At 56.5% G+C, this 20176-nt stretch carries 16 protein-coding genes; 10 read left to right on the top strand and 6 right to left on the bottom strand.

Features of this window, described 5'->3' with window-relative positions:
• Window positions 1-30: 30 nt before the first annotated feature.
• Both BFP70_RS05085 and BFP70_RS05075 read right to left on the bottom strand, forming a co-directional pair.
• Entirely contained in the window at window positions 31-1308 is a 1278-nt protein-coding gene (locus BFP70_RS05085) for a glycosyltransferase family 4 protein (RefSeq protein WP_066010295.1), read from the bottom strand.
• A gap of 380 nt (window positions 1309-1688) precedes the next feature.
• Window positions 1689-3152 (bottom strand): hypothetical protein, encoded by a 1464-nt coding sequence (locus BFP70_RS05075; RefSeq protein WP_066010293.1) that lies wholly within the window; start codon window positions 3150-3152, stop codon window positions 1689-1691.
• A 156-nt stretch (window positions 3153-3308) separates the two neighbouring features.
• Here BFP70_RS05075 and BFP70_RS05070 point away from each other — a divergent pair, with 156 nt between their 5' ends.
• On the top strand, window positions 3309-4283 hold the full coding sequence (locus tag BFP70_RS05070; protein WP_066010292.1) for a glycosyltransferase family 2 protein: 975 nt from the start codon (window positions 3309-3311) through the stop codon (window positions 4281-4283).
• Window positions 4276-5298: a glycosyltransferase family 2 protein gene (locus BFP70_RS05065; RefSeq protein ID WP_083217365.1), complete on the top strand. Its 1023-nt coding sequence runs from the start codon at window positions 4276-4278 to the stop codon at window positions 5296-5298. Before BFP70_RS05070 ends, BFP70_RS05065 begins: the two co-directional genes overlap by 8 nt.
• Before the next feature lie 100 nt (window positions 5299-5398).
• Here BFP70_RS05065 and BFP70_RS05060 read toward each other — a convergent pair whose 3' ends face one another.
• Genes BFP70_RS05060 through BFP70_RS05050 form a run of 3 tightly spaced genes read right to left on the bottom strand, consistent with a single transcriptional unit; the run spans window position 5399 to window position 8617 of the window.
• Complete coding sequence (locus tag BFP70_RS05060; RefSeq protein ID WP_066010291.1) at window positions 5399-6226, bottom strand: CpsD/CapB family tyrosine-protein kinase; 828 nt, start codon at window positions 6224-6226, stop codon at window positions 5399-5401.
• A 10-nt stretch (window positions 6227-6236) separates the two neighbouring features.
• Complete coding sequence (locus tag BFP70_RS05055; RefSeq protein ID WP_066010290.1) at window positions 6237-7769, bottom strand: hypothetical protein; 1533 nt, start codon at window positions 7767-7769, stop codon at window positions 6237-6239.
• Window positions 7766-8617, bottom strand: coding sequence for an ExeA family protein (locus tag BFP70_RS05050; protein ID WP_066010289.1), 852 nt, complete (start codon window positions 8615-8617; stop codon window positions 7766-7768). The genes BFP70_RS05055 and BFP70_RS05050 overlap by 4 nt, the downstream gene beginning before the upstream one ends.
• A 285-nt stretch (window positions 8618-8902) precedes the next feature.
• Here BFP70_RS05050 and BFP70_RS05045 point away from each other — a divergent pair, with 285 nt between their 5' ends.
• The 8 genes from BFP70_RS05045 (at window position 8903) to BFP70_RS05005 (ending at window position 18357) form a co-directional block, all read left to right on the top strand.
• Complete coding sequence (locus BFP70_RS05045) at window positions 8903-11383, top strand: tetratricopeptide repeat protein (protein WP_066010288.1); 2481 nt, start codon at window positions 8903-8905, stop codon at window positions 11381-11383.
• A 130-nt stretch (window positions 11384-11513) separates the two neighbouring features.
• The gene (locus BFP70_RS05040; RefSeq protein ID WP_066010287.1) at window positions 11514-12101 is read left to right on the top strand and encodes a polysaccharide biosynthesis/export family protein; all 588 of its coding nucleotides are present in this window, start codon (window positions 11514-11516) and stop codon (window positions 12099-12101) included.
• Between the two features lie 39 nt (window positions 12102-12140).
• Window positions 12141-13502 carry a hypothetical protein gene (locus tag BFP70_RS05035; RefSeq protein WP_066010286.1) on the top strand — a complete coding sequence of 454 codons (1362 nt, stop codon included), beginning with the start codon at window positions 12141-12143 and terminating at the stop codon, window positions 13500-13502.
• A gap of 42 nt (window positions 13503-13544) precedes the next feature.
• Complete coding sequence (locus BFP70_RS05030) at window positions 13545-14186, top strand: rhomboid family intramembrane serine protease (protein ID WP_066010285.1); 642 nt, start codon at window positions 13545-13547, stop codon at window positions 14184-14186.
• Window positions 14187-14464: 278 nt separating this feature from the next.
• Window positions 14465-14914 carry a DUF2726 domain-containing protein gene (locus tag BFP70_RS05025; RefSeq protein WP_141693102.1) on the top strand — a complete coding sequence of 150 codons (450 nt, stop codon included), beginning with the start codon at window positions 14465-14467 and terminating at the stop codon, window positions 14912-14914.
• Between the two features lie 335 nt (window positions 14915-15249).
• Window positions 15250-15987 carry a WecB/TagA/CpsF family glycosyltransferase gene (locus tag BFP70_RS05015; protein ID WP_083217363.1) on the top strand — a complete coding sequence of 246 codons (738 nt, stop codon included), beginning with the start codon at window positions 15250-15252 and terminating at the stop codon, window positions 15985-15987.
• A 19-nt stretch (window positions 15988-16006) separates the two neighbouring features.
• Window positions 16007-17221 carry a glycosyltransferase family 4 protein gene (locus BFP70_RS05010; RefSeq protein WP_066010282.1) on the top strand — a complete coding sequence of 405 codons (1215 nt, stop codon included), beginning with the start codon at window positions 16007-16009 and terminating at the stop codon, window positions 17219-17221.
• Between the two features lie 65 nt (window positions 17222-17286).
• Window positions 17287-18357, top strand: coding sequence for a glycosyltransferase 61 family protein (locus tag BFP70_RS05005; protein ID WP_066010281.1), 1071 nt, complete (start codon window positions 17287-17289; stop codon window positions 18355-18357).
• A 90-nt stretch (window positions 18358-18447) separates the two neighbouring features.
• Here BFP70_RS05005 and xrtD read toward each other — a convergent pair whose 3' ends face one another.
• On the bottom strand, window positions 18448-20034 hold the full coding sequence (gene xrtD, locus BFP70_RS05000) for a VPLPA-CTERM-specific exosortase XrtD (protein WP_066010327.1): 1587 nt from the start codon (window positions 20032-20034) through the stop codon (window positions 18448-18450).
• Window positions 20035-20176 lie beyond the last annotated feature (142 nt).

Here is a 20176-nt window from a genome sequence, read left to right as displayed (position 1 = left end):
AAATGTGATCACGGCCCAAAATCACGCTGTCTATGGGGTCGGCGGTGTCAACGGCGGACGCAGGGTTGGCGGCAATGTGCCCGTCAGGCTGGCGTGCAAGATGTCCCCCAGCCACATGGCCTCTTTGTGCAGGTCGAACTGCTCGCTTACGCGGTCGCGGCCTGCGCAGCCCATACGGTCGCGCAGATCCGGGTCCGACAACAGCGTGTCCAGCCGGGCGGTCAGCGTATCGACATCGCCGGCTGGGATCGTATAGCCCGATATGCCATCATCGATCAGTTCGGACACCCCGGCCACGCGGCTTGCGATCACGGGCAGTCGTGATGCCATGGCCTCCATCAATGTTACCGGCACACCTTCGGCGAAGGATGCCAGCACCAGCACATCGGAGCGCGCCATAAGGGCTGCGACCTCATCACTGGATTGATAGCCCAGGAATGCGATTGAATCTTTTGCACCACATGCGGCGGCAAGGGCTTCGTATTCGGCGCGTGTATCGCCATCCCCGACGATTGACAGGCGCGCATCGGGATGGTCGGCGTGGATACGGGCGAATGCCTCGATCAACAATGGCACGCCTTTGACCGCCGACAGCCGCCCGACAAAGATCACTTCTTTGCCCGGCGCAGCATGCGGGTCGCGACCATAGTTTTCGGGTTCAACCCCGCAATGCACGATCTTTAGTTTTGACCAATGCTGGGTGTCGGAAAAGAACATTGCCTGACTGCGGCAGAAATGGCTGATGCAGGATACAAAAGCTGCGCGCGCAATTTTTGCGTCAATGCGCCACCACATCGGTTCAAAAAAGATCGCAGGCCCATGCATGGTAACCGAAAATGGAATGCCCGACATTTCCGAGGTCAGCATCGCCACCGAGCAGCTGGAATTGGCGAAATGATTGTGCAGATGGCGCACGCCCCGGTCCAAAAGATGTTGTGACAATACGCCGGCTTCTAAGAAGTAGAACATCTGCCACAGCCCGGCCTTCAGCCCGGGCGGGCGCGTGGACCATGCCAATTTCAGGCTGGAGATCCAGCGTTTTGGATCGCGGCGCAGCATCTGCATATGCGCCTTGATCAGCCGGGCGGGGGATTTTGCCGCCTCCAGGATGCAAAATGTGCCTGTTTGCTCGTCGCGTTGGTCTTGTCCGACCACATCCTTGGCTGGTGCGCGGCGCACGGTGCAGGCCTCGACCGTCCAGCCTGCATGACGCAGGGCTGTAATCTCGCGTTGGATGAACGTATGCGAAACCTTGGGATATTCGCCCGTCAGATATGCAATCGGGGGGAGGGAATGTGATTGTGTCATAGCGATTATCAGGTGATCCGTTTTGCCCAGCGTGTGAAGCGGTTTTCGAAATGATATGTCGACAGATGCGCCAACGCGAATATGGCCAGAAACGACAGCGAACGCTTGATGAAATTGCGCAGCCATCTCGATTGGGTGTTCATGAAACCATGTGCGGTGCTCAGAGGCCAGACATAGAGTGCATAAGATCGTTTTGCGGCCGGATCCGAATGCGATGCGCCAGGTCCCAGTGGTAAAAGATGCGCCGATAATCCCCCAAAAACGGATATGGTTTTGATCCTATCCAACTCTTGTCTATGGACCGGCATTGGACGCGGTCGGGAACATGATGGGACTGCGGTGATGGACATCAAAAAATGCTTTCACAAAGAATACGGGCATTATCCCGAGGCGGTAGACTCGCGCGAGGATGCGGCCCTGGGCCGGTTGTGGCGTGTTTTTGTGGTTGCGGTTTGAACCTGATCATATTGTGCCCAAAGCGCACCGACCAAGATCCACAAAGGCGGCATGCTTGAAGAATTTGGCAACAAATCCAGAAGATTGGCAGCCACGATCAGCAATAGGCCGGAATCGACCAGATCCAATTGGAAACGGCGGGCACGCATTCCTAAGACAATTACCGGCAGACATAACAGCCCGAAGGTGCCCAGATACCCGATCCAGCCGAAACTGCCGATAACGATGATCCAACGGCCATCGGTGATGCTGGTGTTTTTGCCTGTCTCGGGATCATATAACATGTTGCGCCCCCAACCGCCCCAACCTGCCAAGGGTTTCAGATTGGCACGTTCAAGCAATGTGTCCTCATTGCTTAGACGGAAATTGAGCGATCCGGCGCGTTCAGGAGAATATTGTGACATGAAAGACGTGATTTCATTCACAGGAACCAATCCGGCCCCGCGCGCCAACGGGTAGATAAGGACCAGCGCTGCGATACATAGGGCCGCAAGGCTTTGGATCTTGCGCGAGGTCAGAAAGATGATTGGTAACAGGGTAATGGCAATCAAAAAGGCGCCGATGTTTTTTGACAAAATCAGTGCCAGAACCATCCAGGCCGTGGCCGCCAGCCAGCGCAGACGGCCTTTGTTGGTGTCTGCGCTGCATGACAAAACCGCACAGGCCATAGCGGCCATACATAGGAAAATCCCGACCCGAAGCCCGTGCTCCAAAAATACGATGGCGCGAAATCCGCCCTGGCGCATATGCTGGGCGAAATCATTGCCAAAGAACCCATAGATCCAGACATTCAGCTGCGGGCTGAAACGTGATTCAAACATCACCAGCACAGAATATACCAACCCGCTCCACGCCAGGGTGCGCAGCAAGAGCAATTGTGCGTTACGGCCCTTTAAATACAAATACCCCACGAAGAACGGCACCAGCATCACCAGTGTGGCCAGTGACAGCGATGCAATATCATAGGGCCGCAGACCAGAAATATAGACTATGCCATCGATCATTGGTTCGCGGTTTGTCGCCCATGTCAGCACGGGCATGGTCAGCATCAGAACCATCACGACCAGAACGATCTTTTGTACCCGGCTGCGCGGTGCGCGGCGGGCGCTGCGTGGCGGGCGTTCGCCATTGCGGCGCATCATCCGCTGTTCGGCCTGATGTTGCGCACGGGTCTGCAGATAGGCGAAGACCAGCGCCGAAAGCGACGGGATCAAAAATTTGTTGAATGGCGGTAAAATAGGCAAATCGATCGACGGTCGCGTCGGCAGGAACAAATAGCCCAAAATCACCGAGAGGATCGCCGCTTTTTGGATCGAAAACCGGCGAAACAGCAGCCATGTCACAAAGGGCCAGCCGAAAAGGGCCAGATAGGCGATAGGATTGGGCATTTATACGTTCACAATTTTTGCTTTCGGCTCCGAAGCTTCCATGTTCAGTGGGAAAAATCGAGGGGCAAATGCAGTTTCCCGCGCATTCTTGTTCCGCTGCCATATATCAGGCATGCTGGCAGGTGAAGATTGGGTTGTGGTGGGAATTTTGATTTAATGGCTGAAATTGCGGTAATAATTGTGAATTATGGCACTCCGGATTTGTCTATCGCCGCGGTTGAGAGCGTGATCTCACGCAGCCACGGGGGGCGATCGGTCGAGGTGCATTTGCTGGATAATGCATCACCTGGGACGGATGCTGAACAATTTTCCAGCACCCATGCCGAACGCGGTTGGGGGGATCAGGTCACGCTTTGGCCGCAGACGGTCAATCATGGATTTGGACGTGGAAACAATGTGGTGATCGATGCGCTATTGGTGCGCCCTGATGCGCCGCGCTACATATTTTTGCTGAACCCTGACGCGACATTGGAAAATGAAGCGCTGGATGTTCTGGCGAAGTTCATGGATGATAATCCATTGGTTGGCGCGTCGGGGGCGGCAATTTCCCTGCCCAGCGGAGAGCCTGTCAGCGCGGCGTTTCGGTTCTTTTCGCCCGCAGCAAGCTTTGTGCATGCGGTGAATTTCGGTCCCTTGGCACGAATGTTTCCACGTGCCGCCGTGGCTTTGCCGCCCAATACCAAGGCGGGTGGGGTTGATTGGGTGTCAGGGGCGGCGGTGATGCTGCGCAGCGATGTGCTGCGCAAGGTTGGCACATTCGACCCAAAGTTCTTTTTGTATTTTGAGGAAACCGAGCTGATGTACCGCATTCAGGCGGCGGGATATCATGTCTGGCATCTGCCGCAGGCGCGGGTGTTACATGCCGAAGGTGTGGCGACGCAGGTGCAGGTCAACCGGCCAGAACGTCGCGCCCGTCCGGCCTATTGGTATGATAGCTGGCGCCATTACCACCAGGTCTGCATGGGCCGGGGGGGCGCTCTTTTGACGGGGTTTGCGTGGATGGCCGGGGCTGCGATCAATGTGCCGCTGGCCAAAATACGCGGACAAAATCCGCATGCACCGCTCAATTTCTTTTCGGATTTCTGGTCGCAGGTTATGGTGCCGTTACTGAAGGATCGCAAGAATGCCTGACGCTGGTTCAGAGCCTGTTTTAGACCCTGTTGCGCCGCAAACAGCAGTGCAGCAGATCGGTGCGATTGCGATTGGTCGCAATGAGGGCGCACGATTGGTGGCCTGTTTGGCATCATTGTCGGATCTGGCGCAGCTGGTCTATGTGGATAGCGGATCACGTGATGGATCGCGCGAAATGGCCCGCGCCCGCGGGGTTGACGTGGTGGAGCTGGATATGAACCAGCCCTTCACCGCGGCGCGTGCGCGCAATGCGGGGCTGGAGCGGTTGCGCGCATTGGCCCCGGATCTGCGCTATGTGCAGCTGGTGGATGGCGATTGTGAGGTGCGCGCCGATTGGGTGGCACGCGCGTGCGCCTTTTTGGACAGCCATCCGGATGTGGCCATTGTCTGTGGGCGCAGGCGTGAACGCCACCCCGAGGCCAGTCTTTATAACGCGCATTGTGACCGGGAATGGGATACGCCGGTGGGCGAGGCCGATGCCTGTGGGGGCGATGCCTTGATGCGGCTGGATGCGCTGGCCCAGGTTGGTGGGTATGATCCGACCCTGATCGCGGGCGAAGAGCCTGAAATGTGTGTGCGGCTGCGCAAGGCGGGGTGGAAAATCTGGCGGTTGGACGCAGAAATGACCCTGCATGATGCCGCCATGACGCAGCTGTCGCAATTTTGGAAACGTGCGCGCCGCGCAGGTCATGCCTTTGCCGAAGGGGCGCATATGCATGGCGAAGCGCCGTGGCGCCATTATGTGACGCCGACCCGTCGTGCGCTGGCCTGGGGGGCGGTGTTGCCGTTGCTGATTGTGCTGGCGGCAGTGATCGTGACGCCCTGGGCGCTTGGTCTTGTGCTGATCTATCCGATACAGGTGTTGCGCCTGTCGCGGCGTTCAGGGGGCGGGCGTGTGGCTTGGGAACATGCAGCCTTGCTAACATTAAGCAAATTTCCCGAAGCCATCGGCGTGCTGGAATTTCATCTGCGCCGGATCAGCAATCGCCGTGCCGGGCTGATTGAATATAAATGACCCAGTTGGCTGCGGCCCCGGTCACAGGGATCCGGGCAATACCGATATGACACAGGCACCCAAAACTGGACGCTTGTGTCATATGTCGGGGCGGCAAGCTTTAGTAATAACTATAGCTGGCGGCGTCGCTTTCATCGGGGAAATGGCATTTGTTCAAAACGATGCCCAAAACTGTCGTCAATTCTGACAATTTCTGTTCCACCAGATCAATCTGCGCGCGCGGTGTGACCTCGGCCTCGATGACCAGAACCACCGCATCGACCTGGCGCAGAAACCCATGCGTGTCATCGGCCAAAAGGAAGGGCGGCATATCAAACAGCATCAGATCGGGTTGATACGTTGCCTGAACCGCCTCTAGGAAATCTTGTGTGCGGTCGCTTTGCAGCAATTCCGATGGGTTGGCCACAGAGGAACGGTTCATCCCAAAGGCCAGATTATTCCCGTGGCGCAGCACATGGTCTTTGAAGGCAAAATCGTCATTGATCACCGCGCCCATATCGGCGGCAGGGGTTTGCCCCAATAACCGGTGCAACGAAGGGTGACGTAGATCGAAGTCACACACCAACGTGCGCATGAACGGCAGGCGGCCAAAGGAAAACGCCAGATTGGCCACGGTCGTACTTTTGCCCGCCCCAGGCCCGGCCGATACGATGGCGATCTTGGAAAATCCGCGGCGGCGGGATTCTTCGCGCAGCTTTGTGCGTAACAGATCGTAATGTGTGCTGTCCGCGCGACCGTTGCCCGATACGATACGGTTTTGCATCAGCACCTTGGGATCCAGTTTCAGTTCCGTCAGATCCGCCCATAGGTCCGATACCTCGTTTGGCGTTTGTTCGGGCTCTGCGCCAGTCTTGTTGGCCGCAGGGCCTGCCTTGTGGCTGACCCGGTTCGCGCGGGCTTTTTCAAGGGCTTTTTGAAGCTTTTCCATGGGCGTCCCGTCAGATGTAAAGGCCGATCTTCTGGGCGATCTTCTGAGCGATCACTTCGAAAGGCATATAATAGGAATGAATGACCCAGACCGCCACCGGAATGGCGATGCCGATCCCTGCAGTCAGGGCAATCTGGCGTGTGCGCCGGCGCCGGCTTTCGGTCTTTGTGGTCAGATAGGGGATCGTGGCCAGCGGCGTGATATCCAGCGCGCGGCTTAAATCCGAGGACCGTTTGATCGTCGTGCTCAGCATTTCCAGCACCGCGATCAAACCCAACCCGGCCATGATCCCGCCCAAAATCCCGGCGGCTGCGATTTTCTTGCGCGACGGTTTGATCGGTTCAGATGGCACCGAGGGCTGCTCGACAACACTGACCCGTTGGCCGCGTGACAGGCTTTCGATCCGTTCCCCGGTCGAGGCCTGCGACAGCCGGTCTACAGCCACATTATATTGATCCTGGATGTTTTTGTAATCGCGCTCCAGCGCCCCCAGAGTGATTGTATTGCCCGGGATTTTCGCCAATGCGTCTTGCACATCTTTCAGCTGGGAATTGTAATAATCACGTTCATCTTGCAGCTGTTCAATCTGGCTTTCGATATCGGAGATTTGCAGGTTAAACACGGCCTCGCCCGGGTCGCTTGGCGTATCATCATTTGCGCCGCCACCCAAATTGGCCTCCATCTGCGACAGGCGTTTTCTTAACACCGTGACGCGCGGGCTGTCTGCGGCATAGACGGCTTCCATATCGGCCAATTCATTGCGCAGATCCTGAATGCGTTGTTCTTGCGGGCTCATTTGTGAGCGGATCGACGACACCTGACCGGTGGCTTCATAGATCTGACGCAGAGACATTTTCTGCTTTTCCAAACCTGCAATATCGCGGTCAATCTGTGTGGTGCGGTTTTGATAATTCAACTGCAGCGATTGGAAATAATTCTGGCTTTCGGGCAAGGCATCGGAATTGGCGGTTTTGAATTCCAAAATACGGCCGCTTTGCGCGCTCATGGCGGTGCCAAGGCGGGCAACTTCGTTTTCAAAGAATTCCTGTGTTTGGTTGGCGCGCCCGGTGCGATATTGTGCGTCTTCAGCCAGGATGAAGGTCAGATATTCATTCAGCACATTGGCGGCGATCTGGGGCGAGGGCGAATCGAAGCTGAGCGACATGGTTGTGGCTGAATTGCGCCCACTGGAGGATTTGATCAACGTATTGGCCCGCATTGCCCGCACGATTTGATCGGGGCTCATTTCCGCCTGTTCGGGCACAGCATTCAATTTGCGCGCCACATCCAACAGATTATCACGCGTTAGCAGCCGTGTTTCAAATAGTTGCAACTGTTCTTCGGCCGGTGTCGTGACCGTTGATGTGGCCAGCCGGTCCGGGATCTGCGAGCTTTCCACAACCAGCTGCATCTGTGATCGATAGACAGGCGGCAGCGTCAAGGCGGCCAAAATCCCAGTCACCGAACACAGGATGAAAACCAACATGAACAGCGGTAAACGCCGCCAAAACAAGGCTAAATAGAAACGAATATCGGAGTTCATGGGGTCGGTTCCATTCCTGTATCGCCGAAGAAGACACCATCTTTCAAGACGGATTCTACGATAGCAACTGTGATGACGTTTTCGTCTTCGCTCCATGCATAAAGCATGGAAAAATCGCAAAGCTGGTTGATCAGCCGCGGAACGCCTCCGGTATGGGCGTGAATGAGGCTGCACGCAGCAGGCTGAAATTCCTCGCCTGTGCCCCCTGATTCCTTTAACCGATGGGCAATATAGGCCAGCACATCTGTTTCGCTCAGCGGGCCCAGATGGAAGCTTGCAGCGACGCGCTGCGCCAGCTGGCGCATATTTGGGGCGCGAACAATGTCGCGCAGCTCTGGTTGGCCGACAAGGATCAGCTGGATCAGCTCATCTTTGTTGGAGTTGATATTGGTCAGCATCCGGACCTCTTCCAGGCCTTCGGAGGACAGGTTTTGTGCCTCATCAACAATCAAGACAACCCGGCGGTTGGCAGCATATTCTGACAATAGAAAATTCTGAAAACGCTGAAACAGCGAGACGTAATCCGTCGGTCCATCCTGGGCTGGCACGTCAAAGGCATTCAACACCCATTGCAGCAATTCGCCGCGCCCGCCCTGAGCGTTGGAGATCAACCCTACGGTCAGATCCTGATCCATTTCTTGTAAGATCGCCTGAACCAATGTGGTTTTGCCCGATCCGATCTCACCCGATACCAATGTGACTGGAGCGCGCGACATCAGCCCGTATCGCAAAACGGTCAGTGCCCGACTGTGCTGCGCGGACCAATAGATCAGCGACGGGTCGGGCAGAAGGGTAAATGGGCGTTCGGTGAGCCCAAAATACTGTGCGTAAAGGTCGGAATCAGCCATCAGGGAACTATTGGGCTTTCATTGCACTGATAGGCACCAGGCCCCGGAGCAGAAGGTTTCATACTGTCTTATAGTTATACGGTCTTATAGGGAGATAAACCCTTTGGGGCAGGGTAATACAATATGATTTCAATTAAACCCCTGTCTTGCTGTAATCTTTTTTCGGGTCGTGTTGATTTTGGCTGCTTGCTTATGCAAAATTTGGAAAAATAGACATCAATATAACGCATATTCCGTGATTGTCGGGATATGCGCAACTGTTGTAATATGTTGGAAAATCGGGGCATGTTAGGCGCAACGGATTTTCCAGTTGTGGGTGACGCTTTGAATAAAATTATTTTGGCGGCTTGTGTTGCACTGATGATTTCAGGGTGTGATTCAGCTGAAGAGCAGGCTGCCAAACATCTGGCACAGGCACAAAGCTATATTGCCCAAGGCGACACCCCCCGTGCGATTGTTGAACTGCGCAATGCGCTGCAAAAAGACGATGACCTGCAAGAAGCCCGCAGCCTGTTGGCCGAACAGCTGATTGCCGCCGGGCGCGAAACCGAGGCCTTTGGCCAATATCGCCAGATTGCCGAGGCCGACCCGGATAATCTGATTGCCAACCGCCAGATGGCTCTGATTGCACTGGATGTGTTGGCATGGGATGATGCGGCGCGCTACGGGGCCGCGGCCTTGCAATTGGCGCCCGATGATCCACAGCTTCTGGCAGCGCAGGTTGTGCTGGATTATCGCACGGCAGCCATGGCGCGCGACACCGCGCAGATGGATCGAGCGGCGGCGCGGGCACAGGCGCTTTTGGATGCGGATCCGGGGGCGCTACGTGCGCGCCGGGTGGTGATTGCCAATCTATTGCAACAAAATCGCCTGGAACAGGTTCTGGCGGTGGTGGATGCCGGGTTGGAACGTCAGCCGCAGGACCGGGACTTGAACAATGTGCGGCTTTTGGTCTTGGGGCGTTTGAACCGCACCGATGAGACCGAGGCGCAGATCCGTTCGATGATTGACACATGGCCCGAAGATGAGGAGTTGGGCCGGGTTCTGGTGCAGTTTTACCTGACCGAGGGGCGCAGCGATGAGGCGCGCAGCTGGCTGTTGGATCAGATCGATCCGCAAGACGACGATCCGCAGGCACGGATCTTATATTTGCGTTTCTTAGCGGAATTGGACAGCCCTGCCGTGATGCGTGATGCATTGACCGATATGCTTAGCCAGTCTCCGGCACCGGCTGATATTTCCGCCAATGAAACCGTGTTTCGTGCGTTAAAGGCGGGGGCGGATTTCACCTTGGGTGATGAGGATGCGGCAATGTCGGATCTGGAGAATTTGCTGAAGGGGGCCGAGCCGTCAGAAGAAATCAACCGGGTGCGCATTCAATTGGCCCGGATGCGGCAGGCCAGCGGCAATCCTGTCGGCTCGCAGGCGCTGGTTGAAGAGGTGCTGGCGCAGGATGCCGGCCAATCTGACGCATTGAAGATGAAAGCTGCCTGGCTGATTACGGATGATCAGACCGAAGAGGCGGTTTTGACCCTGCGCGCGGCTTTAGCCAATGACCCGACAGATGCGCAGGCGATGACCTTGATGGCGCAGGCCTATCAACGTGAAGGTCGCACGCAGCTTATGGCGGATATGTTGGCCCGCGCGGTAGAGGCCTCCAATCAGGGGGCGGCGGAATCGCTGCAATATGTCGGATATCTGTCCAGCCAGTCGCAATTCAGATCGGCGGAAACCATTTTGATTGATGCGCTGCGCCGTCAACCGCAGAATATGGCCCTGTTGCAGACCTTGGCAGGGGTGCATTTGCAAATGAAAGACTGGGGCCGTCTGCGTCAGGATGTGGCCGCGATCCGCAGCCGTTTCCCTGATGAACGTGGTCAGGCACTGGCAGATGAGCTGCAGGCGCAGATGTTGGCCGGGTTGGGGCGCAATGATGAATTGGATGTGTTCTTAAAAACACTGGCCGATCAATCGGCCGGCGATCTGGGCGCGCAGATTGCTGTTATCCGCAATACCGTGAAATCGGGCAATATTACACAGGCGCGCAATGAGGCGATGGCATTGGAAAATGCCTATCCTGATGCGCCCCAGGTTGCCGTTTTGCTGGCCCAGATTGATGCGGCCAATAATCAGACGGCCCCTGCGCGTGAGCGGCTGTCGAAGCTGATACAAACGCATAGTGATTTTGAGCCGGCCTGGACCATGCTTTATGTGTTGCAGATGCGCGCAGGCGAGGGTGAAAAAGCGCGTGAGACGTTGGGCGCCGCCGTTCAGGCGCTGCCCGACAGCCGGCGTTTGAATATGATGCAGGCCGGGCAAGATGAGCGCGATGGCGATATCGAAGCCGCGATTGCAATTTATGAAAAACTTTATGCGGCTGATAGCAGCGATACGATCGTGGCCAATAACCTTGCCAGCCTTTTGGCTGCGACCCGTGCCGATGAGGCCAGTCTGGAACGGGCCTGGGTGGTGGCGCGCAGGCTGAATGGCGCGACCGAGCCCGCGTTTCGCGATACATATGGCTGGCTGGCCTTTCGGCGTGGTAACGTAGAGGTCGCCTTGCCAGAGCTGATCGCTGCCGCCCAGGGCCTGCCACAAGATCCCTCGGTGGCCTATCATCTGGGGCGCGCCCAGGCGGCATCGGGCAATCAAGAGGCCGCACAGGCGGAATATGCCCGGGCGCAGATGCTGATTGATGGCGGCGCCACGGCCTATCCTGGGTTGGAACGTGCCATTCAATCGGCACAAGAGGCGCTTTTGCGCTGAGCGTCATGCCCAAAGTGCGACCTTTCCGCGTCACTCGGCGATGGCTTGCCTGATTGAAATTCAGATGGCTTTGTCATTTCCGCGTGATTGGGTAGGGTTGTCGCAAATTGACAATAATCTTGGGTGAGGCATGTCCAGAATCGTATCTGCATTTTTTGCGCTGGCTTTGTGGGTGATTCCCGTCGCCGCACAGGCCGCTTATGCCATTCAACCCGGCGATATGCTGCAGGTTGAGGTGGTGGAAGATAATTCCTTGAACCGGACGGTGCTGGTGCTGCCTGACGGGTCGCTGACATTTCCCGGCGCGGGCACGATCCGGGTTGCAGGAAATTCGGTAGAGGCAGTGCGTCAGGCGCTGATCAACCGTCTTGCGAATGAATTTGCCAACCCGCCATCGGTCTATGTCAGCGTTGTGCAATTGGCCGAGCCGGGCGAAGAATTGGATGATTTGGGCAAAATCTATGTGATGGGTGAAATCAATCGCCCCGGCTTGCTGGAGGTTGATGAGGGCATCACCTTGCTGCAGGCGATTGCGCAGGCGGGCGGATTTACCCGGTTTGCTGCAACCAAACGTGTTGAGCTGCACCGGATGGATCCTTCCAGCCAGACCGAGCAGATTTATCTGTTCGATTATAAGAACCGCACAGGCCTGTCGGGCGCGACGCTTTTGACGGATGGGGATGTGATCACCGTTCCTGAACGCCGGCTGTTTGAATAAGACCCCCAGTCAGCAGGGGGCTGTAAGGAAGAGACGGCTATGTGGTTTTTGAAACAAACGGCACTGGCGGCGGGTATCGGTAGTGCTGTGTTGGTGCCGATGGTTTTCGCCCAGGAAACCGATAACAACGTTGCAACGGGGAGCCAAAGCGCGCTCTCCTTTCAGCTTGGGGTCGAAACCGGGCGCAATCTGGATTTGCAAGACGGGGCCGATGATCAAGACACCGAACTGAACTCCGGGGTGTCATATGATTATACGCGGATAACCCGGCTGAGCAGCTTCCGGTTGGGTACGGTTTTGCGTTGGGTCATCGATGACGATGGTGACGACCTGTTCTTGCCTTCGGGTGGGATCGGATATTCCTATTTGGGATCGCGCAGCCGGTTCAATTTCAACTTGCGTCATACCCGTACGAAGGTCACGGATCAGTCGGTGTATCTGGATGACACCACGGGTGCTGTTTTGGACTATGACGGGGTTGGCCAACGTGGGCTGACACAGTTGGAGTTCAACGCAGAGAGCGGTCTGGATGAGCCGATCGGCTATAAATTCGATTACCGCCTGGAAGATCTGAAATATCACGATTCCCCCAGCAGATCTGATGAAGAATCGCGACATGAATTTTATGATATCGGCCTGCGCCTGACGCCCAACAAAGTGATGCGCCATCAGCTGACGCTGCACCGTGATATTTATAAGGTTGAGGATAGCGTTGACACACGGCGCGCGACCAATCGGATTACCTGGGAAACCGAACGGCAGATAAACGCGGTGCTGACGCTGGTGGGGGCGATCAGCTACAGTCAGATCGATACCGAACGCACGGTTGGCGATGACAGCAAAGACGGGTTTGGCTTTAATCTGAATGTGATCCGCGAAGACAGCTTGGGGCAATATCGGCTGGGCTTGCAAAACATCGCGACCAGCACGGGCCAACGCACGCAGGTATCTATGCAACGCGCCCGCGAGATGGTGGACGGTCAGATCACATATATGGTTGGCTTGTCAGAAAGCGATTTGGGCGGGATGAACTGGATTGGTTCTGCGCGTCTTAACAAAGAATTGCGGCGTGATGATCTCTCACTCAATTTCCAGCGCCGAATTTACAACAGTACTGATGATAACGAGATCACCGTGACACGGTTGGAAGCCGGCGTGTCACATGATCTTTCTGAGATCACGGGGCTGAATTTTTCGCTGATCGGCACGCTGACAAATGAATCTGATGGTCCTGATGAAACCCGCGTGGATGCAGAGATGGCGTGGGAACGCGCGCTGCCCCGGCAGGCCAAGCTGGAAGCTGGGCTGCGCGCGCGGCTGGCGGATGACAATATCGGTGAGGATGCGCGGTCACATTCGCTCTTTGTGACCTTAAGCCGCGATCTTGATTTCTTGCATTAAGCAGGGATCATGTGATCCCCCTTACGACAAGATAGGCCTGATATGATCGTTTCCCTGCGTCTTCCAGCCGTGTTGGTCGGGTTGATCATTCTGTGCCTCTTGCCAGAGGCATGGCTGTTTGTTTCGGGCAATGGTGGATATCTGCGCGGGCGGATGTATCAAAACTTTGCCTTTTGGCCGGGTCTGTTACGGGGCTGGCAGGAAAACTATCCCGGGCAGCGTTTCGCAATGTTTCTTACCTATGGGTTTTGCCATGCCGGGCTAAGCCATTTGGGCTTTAACCTGTTGACGCTGATATCGTTGGGGCGGCCTTTGGTCGAAATATTGGGGCAATGGCGGTTTGGTCTTGTTTATCTGGCTGGGTTGTTGGGCGGTGCGGCCGGCTATGCGCTGCTGTCGCGCGGCACGCAGCCGATGGTGGGGGCGTCGGGGGCTTTATTTGGCATGGCCGGAGCGGTGCTGTGGTTGCGCCTGATCGACGCCTGGCATGAGGACAGTTTCCTAAGCGGGCTAAAGGGTCTGATCTGGCCGCTGCTGTTGCTGATCGGGATCAATGTCGTGATGTATTGGACGTTGGACGGCCAGCTGGCATGGGAAACCCATTTGGGCGGGTTCCTATGTGGTGGGCTTTCGATGGCGCTGGGGCGGTTTGGGGCGGTATCGCGCCCACGGGGAGAGGAATGAGCCTGCAGGCTGTGGTTCAAATTTTCCTGTTCAGCCCATAAGCCATCAACCAAAGACCATAGTTTCGCCCCAATTGAACAGGCAGATGGAGCCGGATTTCTGGAGCCTGTGGTATGGTCGACATTGCCCTGTTAACGTTTGTTTGTGTGTCGGTTCTTGTCTGCGGGGCCGGTTTGTTCACCAGTTTTAGTGGCGGTTCTTTTGTCATAGGCACGGCCAGACGGGACCATTGTCGCGGGGCAAAGACGGGCGTGCCTGTACGGCGTGGCTCACAAGCGATGTCCCCGGCGTCGCCATCCTCTGTTTGCGCCACGCCCATTTATGAACCAAAGACCACGGTTGAAGCACTTACACCGCTGTTATCACCACGTGAAAATGGCTGGTTGCAGGCGCTGGAATTGGGGATGAAAGAGCTTGACCCCGGGTGCAGGTTGCTTTTGCAGGTCAATGCCGGGCGGTTATTGCACGCTGATGCGCTGGAAGGTGATCGGCGGTTGCGCCGTCACAATTTCGATTTTGCAATCATTGACCGTGATCAACGTCTTATGGCGGCAATTGAAATTGCCGACCCAGATGACACGCGTAGTGATGACCGTTGGGCCAGTCTAAGGCCGGTTTTGTGCCGCCATGGTGTGTTGGCGTTGCGCTTAGATGATCGCAGCACGGCAGAAATGCTGTTCGATGCGATTTTATCCTTGGCCGAGCAGCCATTAAGCCGATCGTGTTAGACTATTCGCAGGGTCACCTTAGTGCATTTTTCGCGCGCTCTCTCCCCCCGTAAAGCAAAGATGGCCGCGCAAATGATATTGCAAAATAAGGGCCTCACCCAATGTTTTGGACTGTTGCGCACAGGGTGCAGCATGCGCAAATGCGCATCCCCATGGCGTTACAGTATCGATATCGCAGCGCTGCCAGGCGGTATATCCCGCGCCTGTTGTCGCGCCTGTTACATGGGCATTGGGTCCTGCGCCTGGTGACAGGGGCGCGATTGATTGGAAAAGCTGTTTGCTAAAAGGCAGGTTTCATTATCATATGGGAAGCGAATTTATTAAAGGTGCCTCCCATGTCTTATCGCACCGATATGACTGAAATGACTTTCTTATCTTTGGATTTCGCAGTTGCCGATCATGATGTCTGGCGAAGCCGGCTTTTGGACGGGCATGATGGGTTTCGCTATCTTGTTACGCCAAATGTCGATCACGTTGTGCGACTATCACGTGATCCGGCGATTGCACCCGCATATCAGGCGGCCACATGGCGCATGTGCGACAGCCGGATTTTGGAACGTCTGGCCAAGATGCGCGGAATGGCGTTGAAAACCTATCCCGGTGCATCATTGGTGCGGGATCTTTTGGAAGATCCGCGCAGCCGGGATCTGACGATTGCCATTGTAGGGCCGGACACAGCGCATTTCGATATTTTGTGCCAGCGGTTTACAGGTCATCGTTTCATTCATGTCGAAGCGCCGTTCATGGCGCCTGGGGCACCCGAATGGGAGGCCACGCTGCACGCCACAGAGGCAGCGCAGGCTGATCTGATCTTGTTGTGTCTGTCCTTTCCAAAACAAGAATATTTCGCCCATGATCTGCAACAGCGCGGTCACGCGCGTGGCACCGCGCTATGTGTCGGGGCCAGTATTGATTTTCTGACCGGCCATCAGGCGCGTGCGCCTGAATGGGTGCAACGCGCAGGGATGGAATGGGCGTTTCGCCTGCTTAGCAATCCGCGACGCTTATGGAAACGCTACCTGATTGATGGGCCAAAGGTCTTTGCGCTGTATCTGGCGGATGGGCGCCGCTGAACCAGGCCAAGGAGGTTTTATGATCGCGGGACGTTATACGTTATTTTCACGGATACCGGCCTATGAAGGGCCAGATGGATCGGTTCACACCACCCCACTTTGGGCAAAGGATCTGCAGCTTCATCTGGGGTATATCGCGGATTTCGCACTGTGTTGCCCGCTGCTGCCGCTGGCGCAGGCCGAAGAAGACACCGCCCCTGTGGCCGGGCTACATGCGGATCAGGTTACCGCGCTGCGTGAAGATCATGGCTGGGGCTCGGTTGGGCGTAATTTCATTGGGAATTTTCGTGCTGTGGTGCGGGCTGCGCGGGGCAGTCGCATCGTGCATTCGGATGGGGCAGGCTGGGCGTTTCCGCTGGCCTTTTATCTGTTGCCGCTGTCGTTTGTGATGGGGTTTCGCTGGATTATGGTGATTGAATCCTCATTTTGGATGATGCCGAAAACCGGGGCCAGTCTGCGACAAAGGATCAGTCATGGTGTGCATAAAACAGCATTGCGGCTATGTTTGAAACGCGCCGATCTGCGGATCTTTACACAAGATGGCTATCGCCGGCTGTTTGGTATCGGAACGGAGCGTAGCCTGATTGCACCTGCGGTTTGGATCAACGAGGATCAGATCCTGACCCCTGACCAGAATATGCAGCGTCTGTCGGGTCTGTCATCAAATATGACGCGGTTTATCTTTCCCGCCCGGTTGGTGCCCGACAAGGGCATCACAGCGGTGCTGCAAGCGATCGACCATCTGGACCGGGCCTTGTTGGACCTGCCAGAGGCGCAACGCCCCGATATCGGCATTGATCTGATCGGGGAAGGACCGTTGCAACAGGAATGTCAGACATTTTGCGCAGTACATGACGGGCCGGTGCAGGTCCGGTTTCTGTCGCCCGTGCCCTATGGGGCGCCGTTTTTTGCCCTTCTGGGGCAGTATCATGCGATTGTTCTGGCCAACCGGCAGCATGAACAGCCACGGGTGATATTTGATGCGTTCAGCCAGGGCGTGCCGGTGATTTCCAGCGATACCGAAGGGGTGCGCGATATTATTCGCGCCGACAACAGTCTGCTATTCCCGGTTGATGATCCTGCCGCGCTTGCGCAGGCTTTGCTGCGCTTTGCCAAGGATCCCCAGATGCAGGCGCAATTCGCCAATGCTGCGCGTGATGCGGCCGATGGGCATTCGCATAAAGGCATGCATGAAACGCGTGCCGATGCCATTGCGCAGCATATCCCCGCCTGATCTGCGCTTCTCTCCGCCCTTGAAAGCCCGCTCCCCAAAGCCCGCTCCCGAAAGGATGCCCCATCATGCTGCGCCGCTTGCGTCCCTATACCAGCCGGGTCTGGTCAAAGATCCTCAAGCATGAGATCGAAGATCTGGCGGTTGAAACCCGTGTGATCCATCCCGGTCAGCCAGTGCCGATCCGACCGCCGGTGGCACCTGAAGGTGCCTTTGATCATATTACGCAGTTTTCCCCAGGAACGACGCGGGCCGTGCAAGAAAACTGGACATTCGGTGCACAAGATACGAACGGGCCGACCCGCGCATATCGGCTGAGCGATATGTTGCTGACACGCGGCGGGGCATATCATGCGCGCGGTCTGCGTCACCTGCGGGGCAAAAGCGAACATGTCATGGTGCGCGGCCCGATTGCCACGGCCCAATCAGCCGCGCTTGTGGCCACCGATGTTAGCGAACGCTATTTTGGTCATTGGTTTCGTGATGGGTTGGTGGCCGAACGTCTGGCGATGGACATGGGGCTGTCTGCGGTGCGTCCGGCCCGGCCCGCATGGCAGCATGAACCCGGTTATCGTGATTTGATCGGACTTCCGGCATGCGATGTCGAACCCACGTTATACCGTGATCTGTGGCTGTTTCGTGATGAACATCTTAACCCACATCGGATTGAGCGCTTACGGCGCAACCGACTGGCGCTGCGAGCCGGGTTGACCGGGCCTGTGGGCGGCGTGCCGGTGTTCTTGCGCCGTGGTACCACCGGTGCTGCGCGCCGTTTGGTGAACGAAGATGCGATCTTGGCGCGCCTGGCCAAGATGGGGTTTGTGGTGTTGGAGCCTGAGCATCACACGCCGGCAGAAATTGCGACCATTCTGGCGGGTGCGCCGCTGGCCATCGGGGTGGAAGGGTCCAATATCGTGCATACGCTGATGTGCCTGCCCGAAGGCGCGGGGATTTTGGTCATTCAGCCGCCGGACCGGTTCAATGCGATGGCACGTGTGTTCGCCGAAAGCGTCGGCCATCGATACGGCTTTACCGTGGCACGTCCGGCAGATGGCGGGTTTGAACAGCCCATTGATGAGCTGATGCAGACCATCGAGTCCTTGCTTGCGCAAACCAATGCTGCAGCGCCGATGCTTTAGGCCTTTGTGATTGGGGGCTAACGCATCGACGCTGGGACCCAATCACAAAGATATCGCCGGCACAAAGACATCTGCACGGGCGCAATTATCTTAGTCGGGAATGAAACGCGGTAAGGTTGCGATGGTTTCGATGAACATGCTTTGCAGCCGGGCCTCGGCCTGATCCATGCCTTCATCGGGCGCGATAGCTGTGGTCAGCCGGACCAGCCCGCCATCGGTGCGCTGAATGGTGAACCCATCCCACAATAGCATCAGCTTGGCTTCAAAATCCCACGCCACATGGCGGCCGTGGCTTTCAAACCAATAATAGACCAGCATCTGCGCTTCGCCTTTTTGGATCACGGCCCGGTTCAACCGGAACGGTGCAGTCAGATCCAGCTGAGGCGCAACATCCACCCGTTCCAGGCTGGCAATTTCCCAGCCTGATGACGGCAGACAGATTTCTGGCGAATGGGTGCCGCCCTTGGTTTGATCATCATAAAAGGCGGAAAACAGTTCGACCGAGGGCTCTTGCCGCATACGGGTGAAATTCAGCCCGATATAATCATCCGCGCCCAATGTCTGCTCCACCGCGCGTGACAGGCGTGCGGCCGGCGCGCCGTGCCAATCGCCCAATTGGGTTGGGAACAGCGCGAAAGGCTCACGGTTGATCGGCTCTGGCGTGGGCACAGGACGGATCTGCCAGGCGGCGGCGGCCAGCACCATCACCAATGCGGCCAGGATCATGGTTTTGGACGGTTCCACCAACGCCAGACGTTTCGCCTGTGGCCACAGGTTGGAGAAATCCAGATCCAAGGCTTCGGCCACACTCATCGGGCTGCGCTGTAGCTTCAACATGGTCCAGGCAAGAACGAACAGCAGCACGACCGAGGCCATGAAAATCACCCAGCCTTCAAAGAAATGCGAAAACCCTTCCAGATGCGCTTCGCCGAAATATTGCACCAACCAGCCCGCAACCGCGATGCGCACCGAATTCATCAACACGGTGATTGGTGCCGCAGCCAGCAGCAGAACGGCCTTATGCCACATTGGTCCACGATACAGCACGGCAAATACATAGGAAAACGACATGATCGGGAACAGGTAGCGTAGGCCGGAACAGGCTTCGGCCACATGCAGCTTTAGCACCCCAAGATCAATGATATTGCCATCCAGAAACACCGGCACATTCAGCCAGCCCAGAAACAGCACCCCCAATTCTGAGGACACGCCTTGCAAGAAAGTGGACAGTTTATAATAGATCACCCCGGGCAGTGGCAGCATGTAGACCAGATGCAACACCGGGACCCAAAACCGCCGCCCTTGTGCCCAGCCAAAGCTGATCAAAAGCATCGCCCCAACCCATAGGATCGTGGCATAGGCCACCACATCGTCGATCTGTGAAAATTTTCCAAGCGCGCCGAGCAGCACCGCTGCCACCATCACGATGAACCCCGGCACCCGGTTGACCGGGCCGTGCCGGATCGGTTCGGCCTTCAGCTCTTGCAAGAACATAAAGGCCGACAGCACAGGGATCAGGGGGCCGTGGCTATATTCCGGCGTAGCCCAGGCAGCCAAAAGCGCATTCAGCCCTTCATGGAAATAGATCCCTGCCGCCAGCGTCGCCAGAAAGAACCAAAACGGTCCGGAAAAATTGCTCAAAGACCGTTGGGCCGGCACTGTTGCGGTGTCGCTCATATCGCGTTGTTCTTTCGGGCGCGATCGCGCCATCACGGGGCCGTAGGTAGGATACGGGGCCAAAGATAGAAAAAAAGCCGAAGCCGAAGGGGGAATGACTGGGCCGGTGCACATGAATCTTTCAACCATGTTACCTCAATCA

Source organism: Thioclava sp. SK-1 (genome assembly GCF_001705665.1).
Lineage (GTDB): Bacteria > Pseudomonadota > Alphaproteobacteria > Rhodobacterales > Rhodobacteraceae > Thioclava.
This window is presented reverse-complemented; position numbering and strand designations above follow the sequence as displayed.

Bases quoted from the DNA above. Each gene is read 5' to 3' on its own strand.
- BFP70_RS05010 (WP_066010282.1), top strand. From the start codon at position 16,007: ATGATCGCGGGACGTTATACGTTATTTTCACGGATACCGGCCTATGAA.
- BFP70_RS05075 (WP_066010293.1), bottom strand. From the start codon at position 3,152: ATGCCCAATCCTATCGCCTATCTGGCCCTTTTCGGCTGGCCCTTTGTG.
- BFP70_RS05015 (WP_083217363.1), top strand. From the start codon at position 15,250: ATGTCTTATCGCACCGATATGACTGAAATGACTTTCTTATCTTTGGAT.
- BFP70_RS05060 (WP_066010291.1), bottom strand. From the start codon at position 6,226: ATGGAAAAGCTTCAAAAAGCCCTTGAAAAAGCCCGCGCGAACCGGGTC.
- BFP70_RS05045 (WP_066010288.1), top strand. From the start codon at position 8,903: ATGTTAGGCGCAACGGATTTTCCAGTTGTGGGTGACGCTTTGAATAAA.
- BFP70_RS05040 (WP_066010287.1), top strand. From the start codon at position 11,514: ATGTCCAGAATCGTATCTGCATTTTTTGCGCTGGCTTTGTGGGTGATT.
- BFP70_RS05005 (WP_066010281.1), top strand. From the start codon at position 17,287: ATGCTGCGCCGCTTGCGTCCCTATACCAGCCGGGTCTGGTCAAAGATC.
- BFP70_RS05065 (WP_083217365.1), top strand. From the start codon at position 4,276: ATGCCTGACGCTGGTTCAGAGCCTGTTTTAGACCCTGTTGCGCCGCAA.
- BFP70_RS05085 (WP_066010295.1), bottom strand. From the start codon at position 1,308: ATGACACAATCACATTCCCTCCCCCCGATTGCATATCTGACGGGCGAA.
- xrtD (WP_066010327.1), bottom strand. From the start codon at position 20,034: ATGAGCGACACCGCAACAGTGCCGGCCCAACGGTCTTTGAGCAATTTT.
- BFP70_RS05055 (WP_066010290.1), bottom strand. From the start codon at position 7,769: ATGAACTCCGATATTCGTTTCTATTTAGCCTTGTTTTGGCGGCGTTTA.
- BFP70_RS05035 (WP_066010286.1), top strand. From the start codon at position 12,141: ATGTGGTTTTTGAAACAAACGGCACTGGCGGCGGGTATCGGTAGTGCT.
- BFP70_RS05050 (WP_066010289.1), bottom strand. From the start codon at position 8,617: ATGGCTGATTCCGACCTTTACGCACAGTATTTTGGGCTCACCGAACGC.
- BFP70_RS05025 (WP_141693102.1), top strand. From the start codon at position 14,465: ATGTCCCCGGCGTCGCCATCCTCTGTTTGCGCCACGCCCATTTATGAA.
- BFP70_RS05070 (WP_066010292.1), top strand. From the start codon at position 3,309: ATGGCTGAAATTGCGGTAATAATTGTGAATTATGGCACTCCGGATTTG.
- BFP70_RS05030 (WP_066010285.1), top strand. From the start codon at position 13,545: ATGATCGTTTCCCTGCGTCTTCCAGCCGTGTTGGTCGGGTTGATCATT.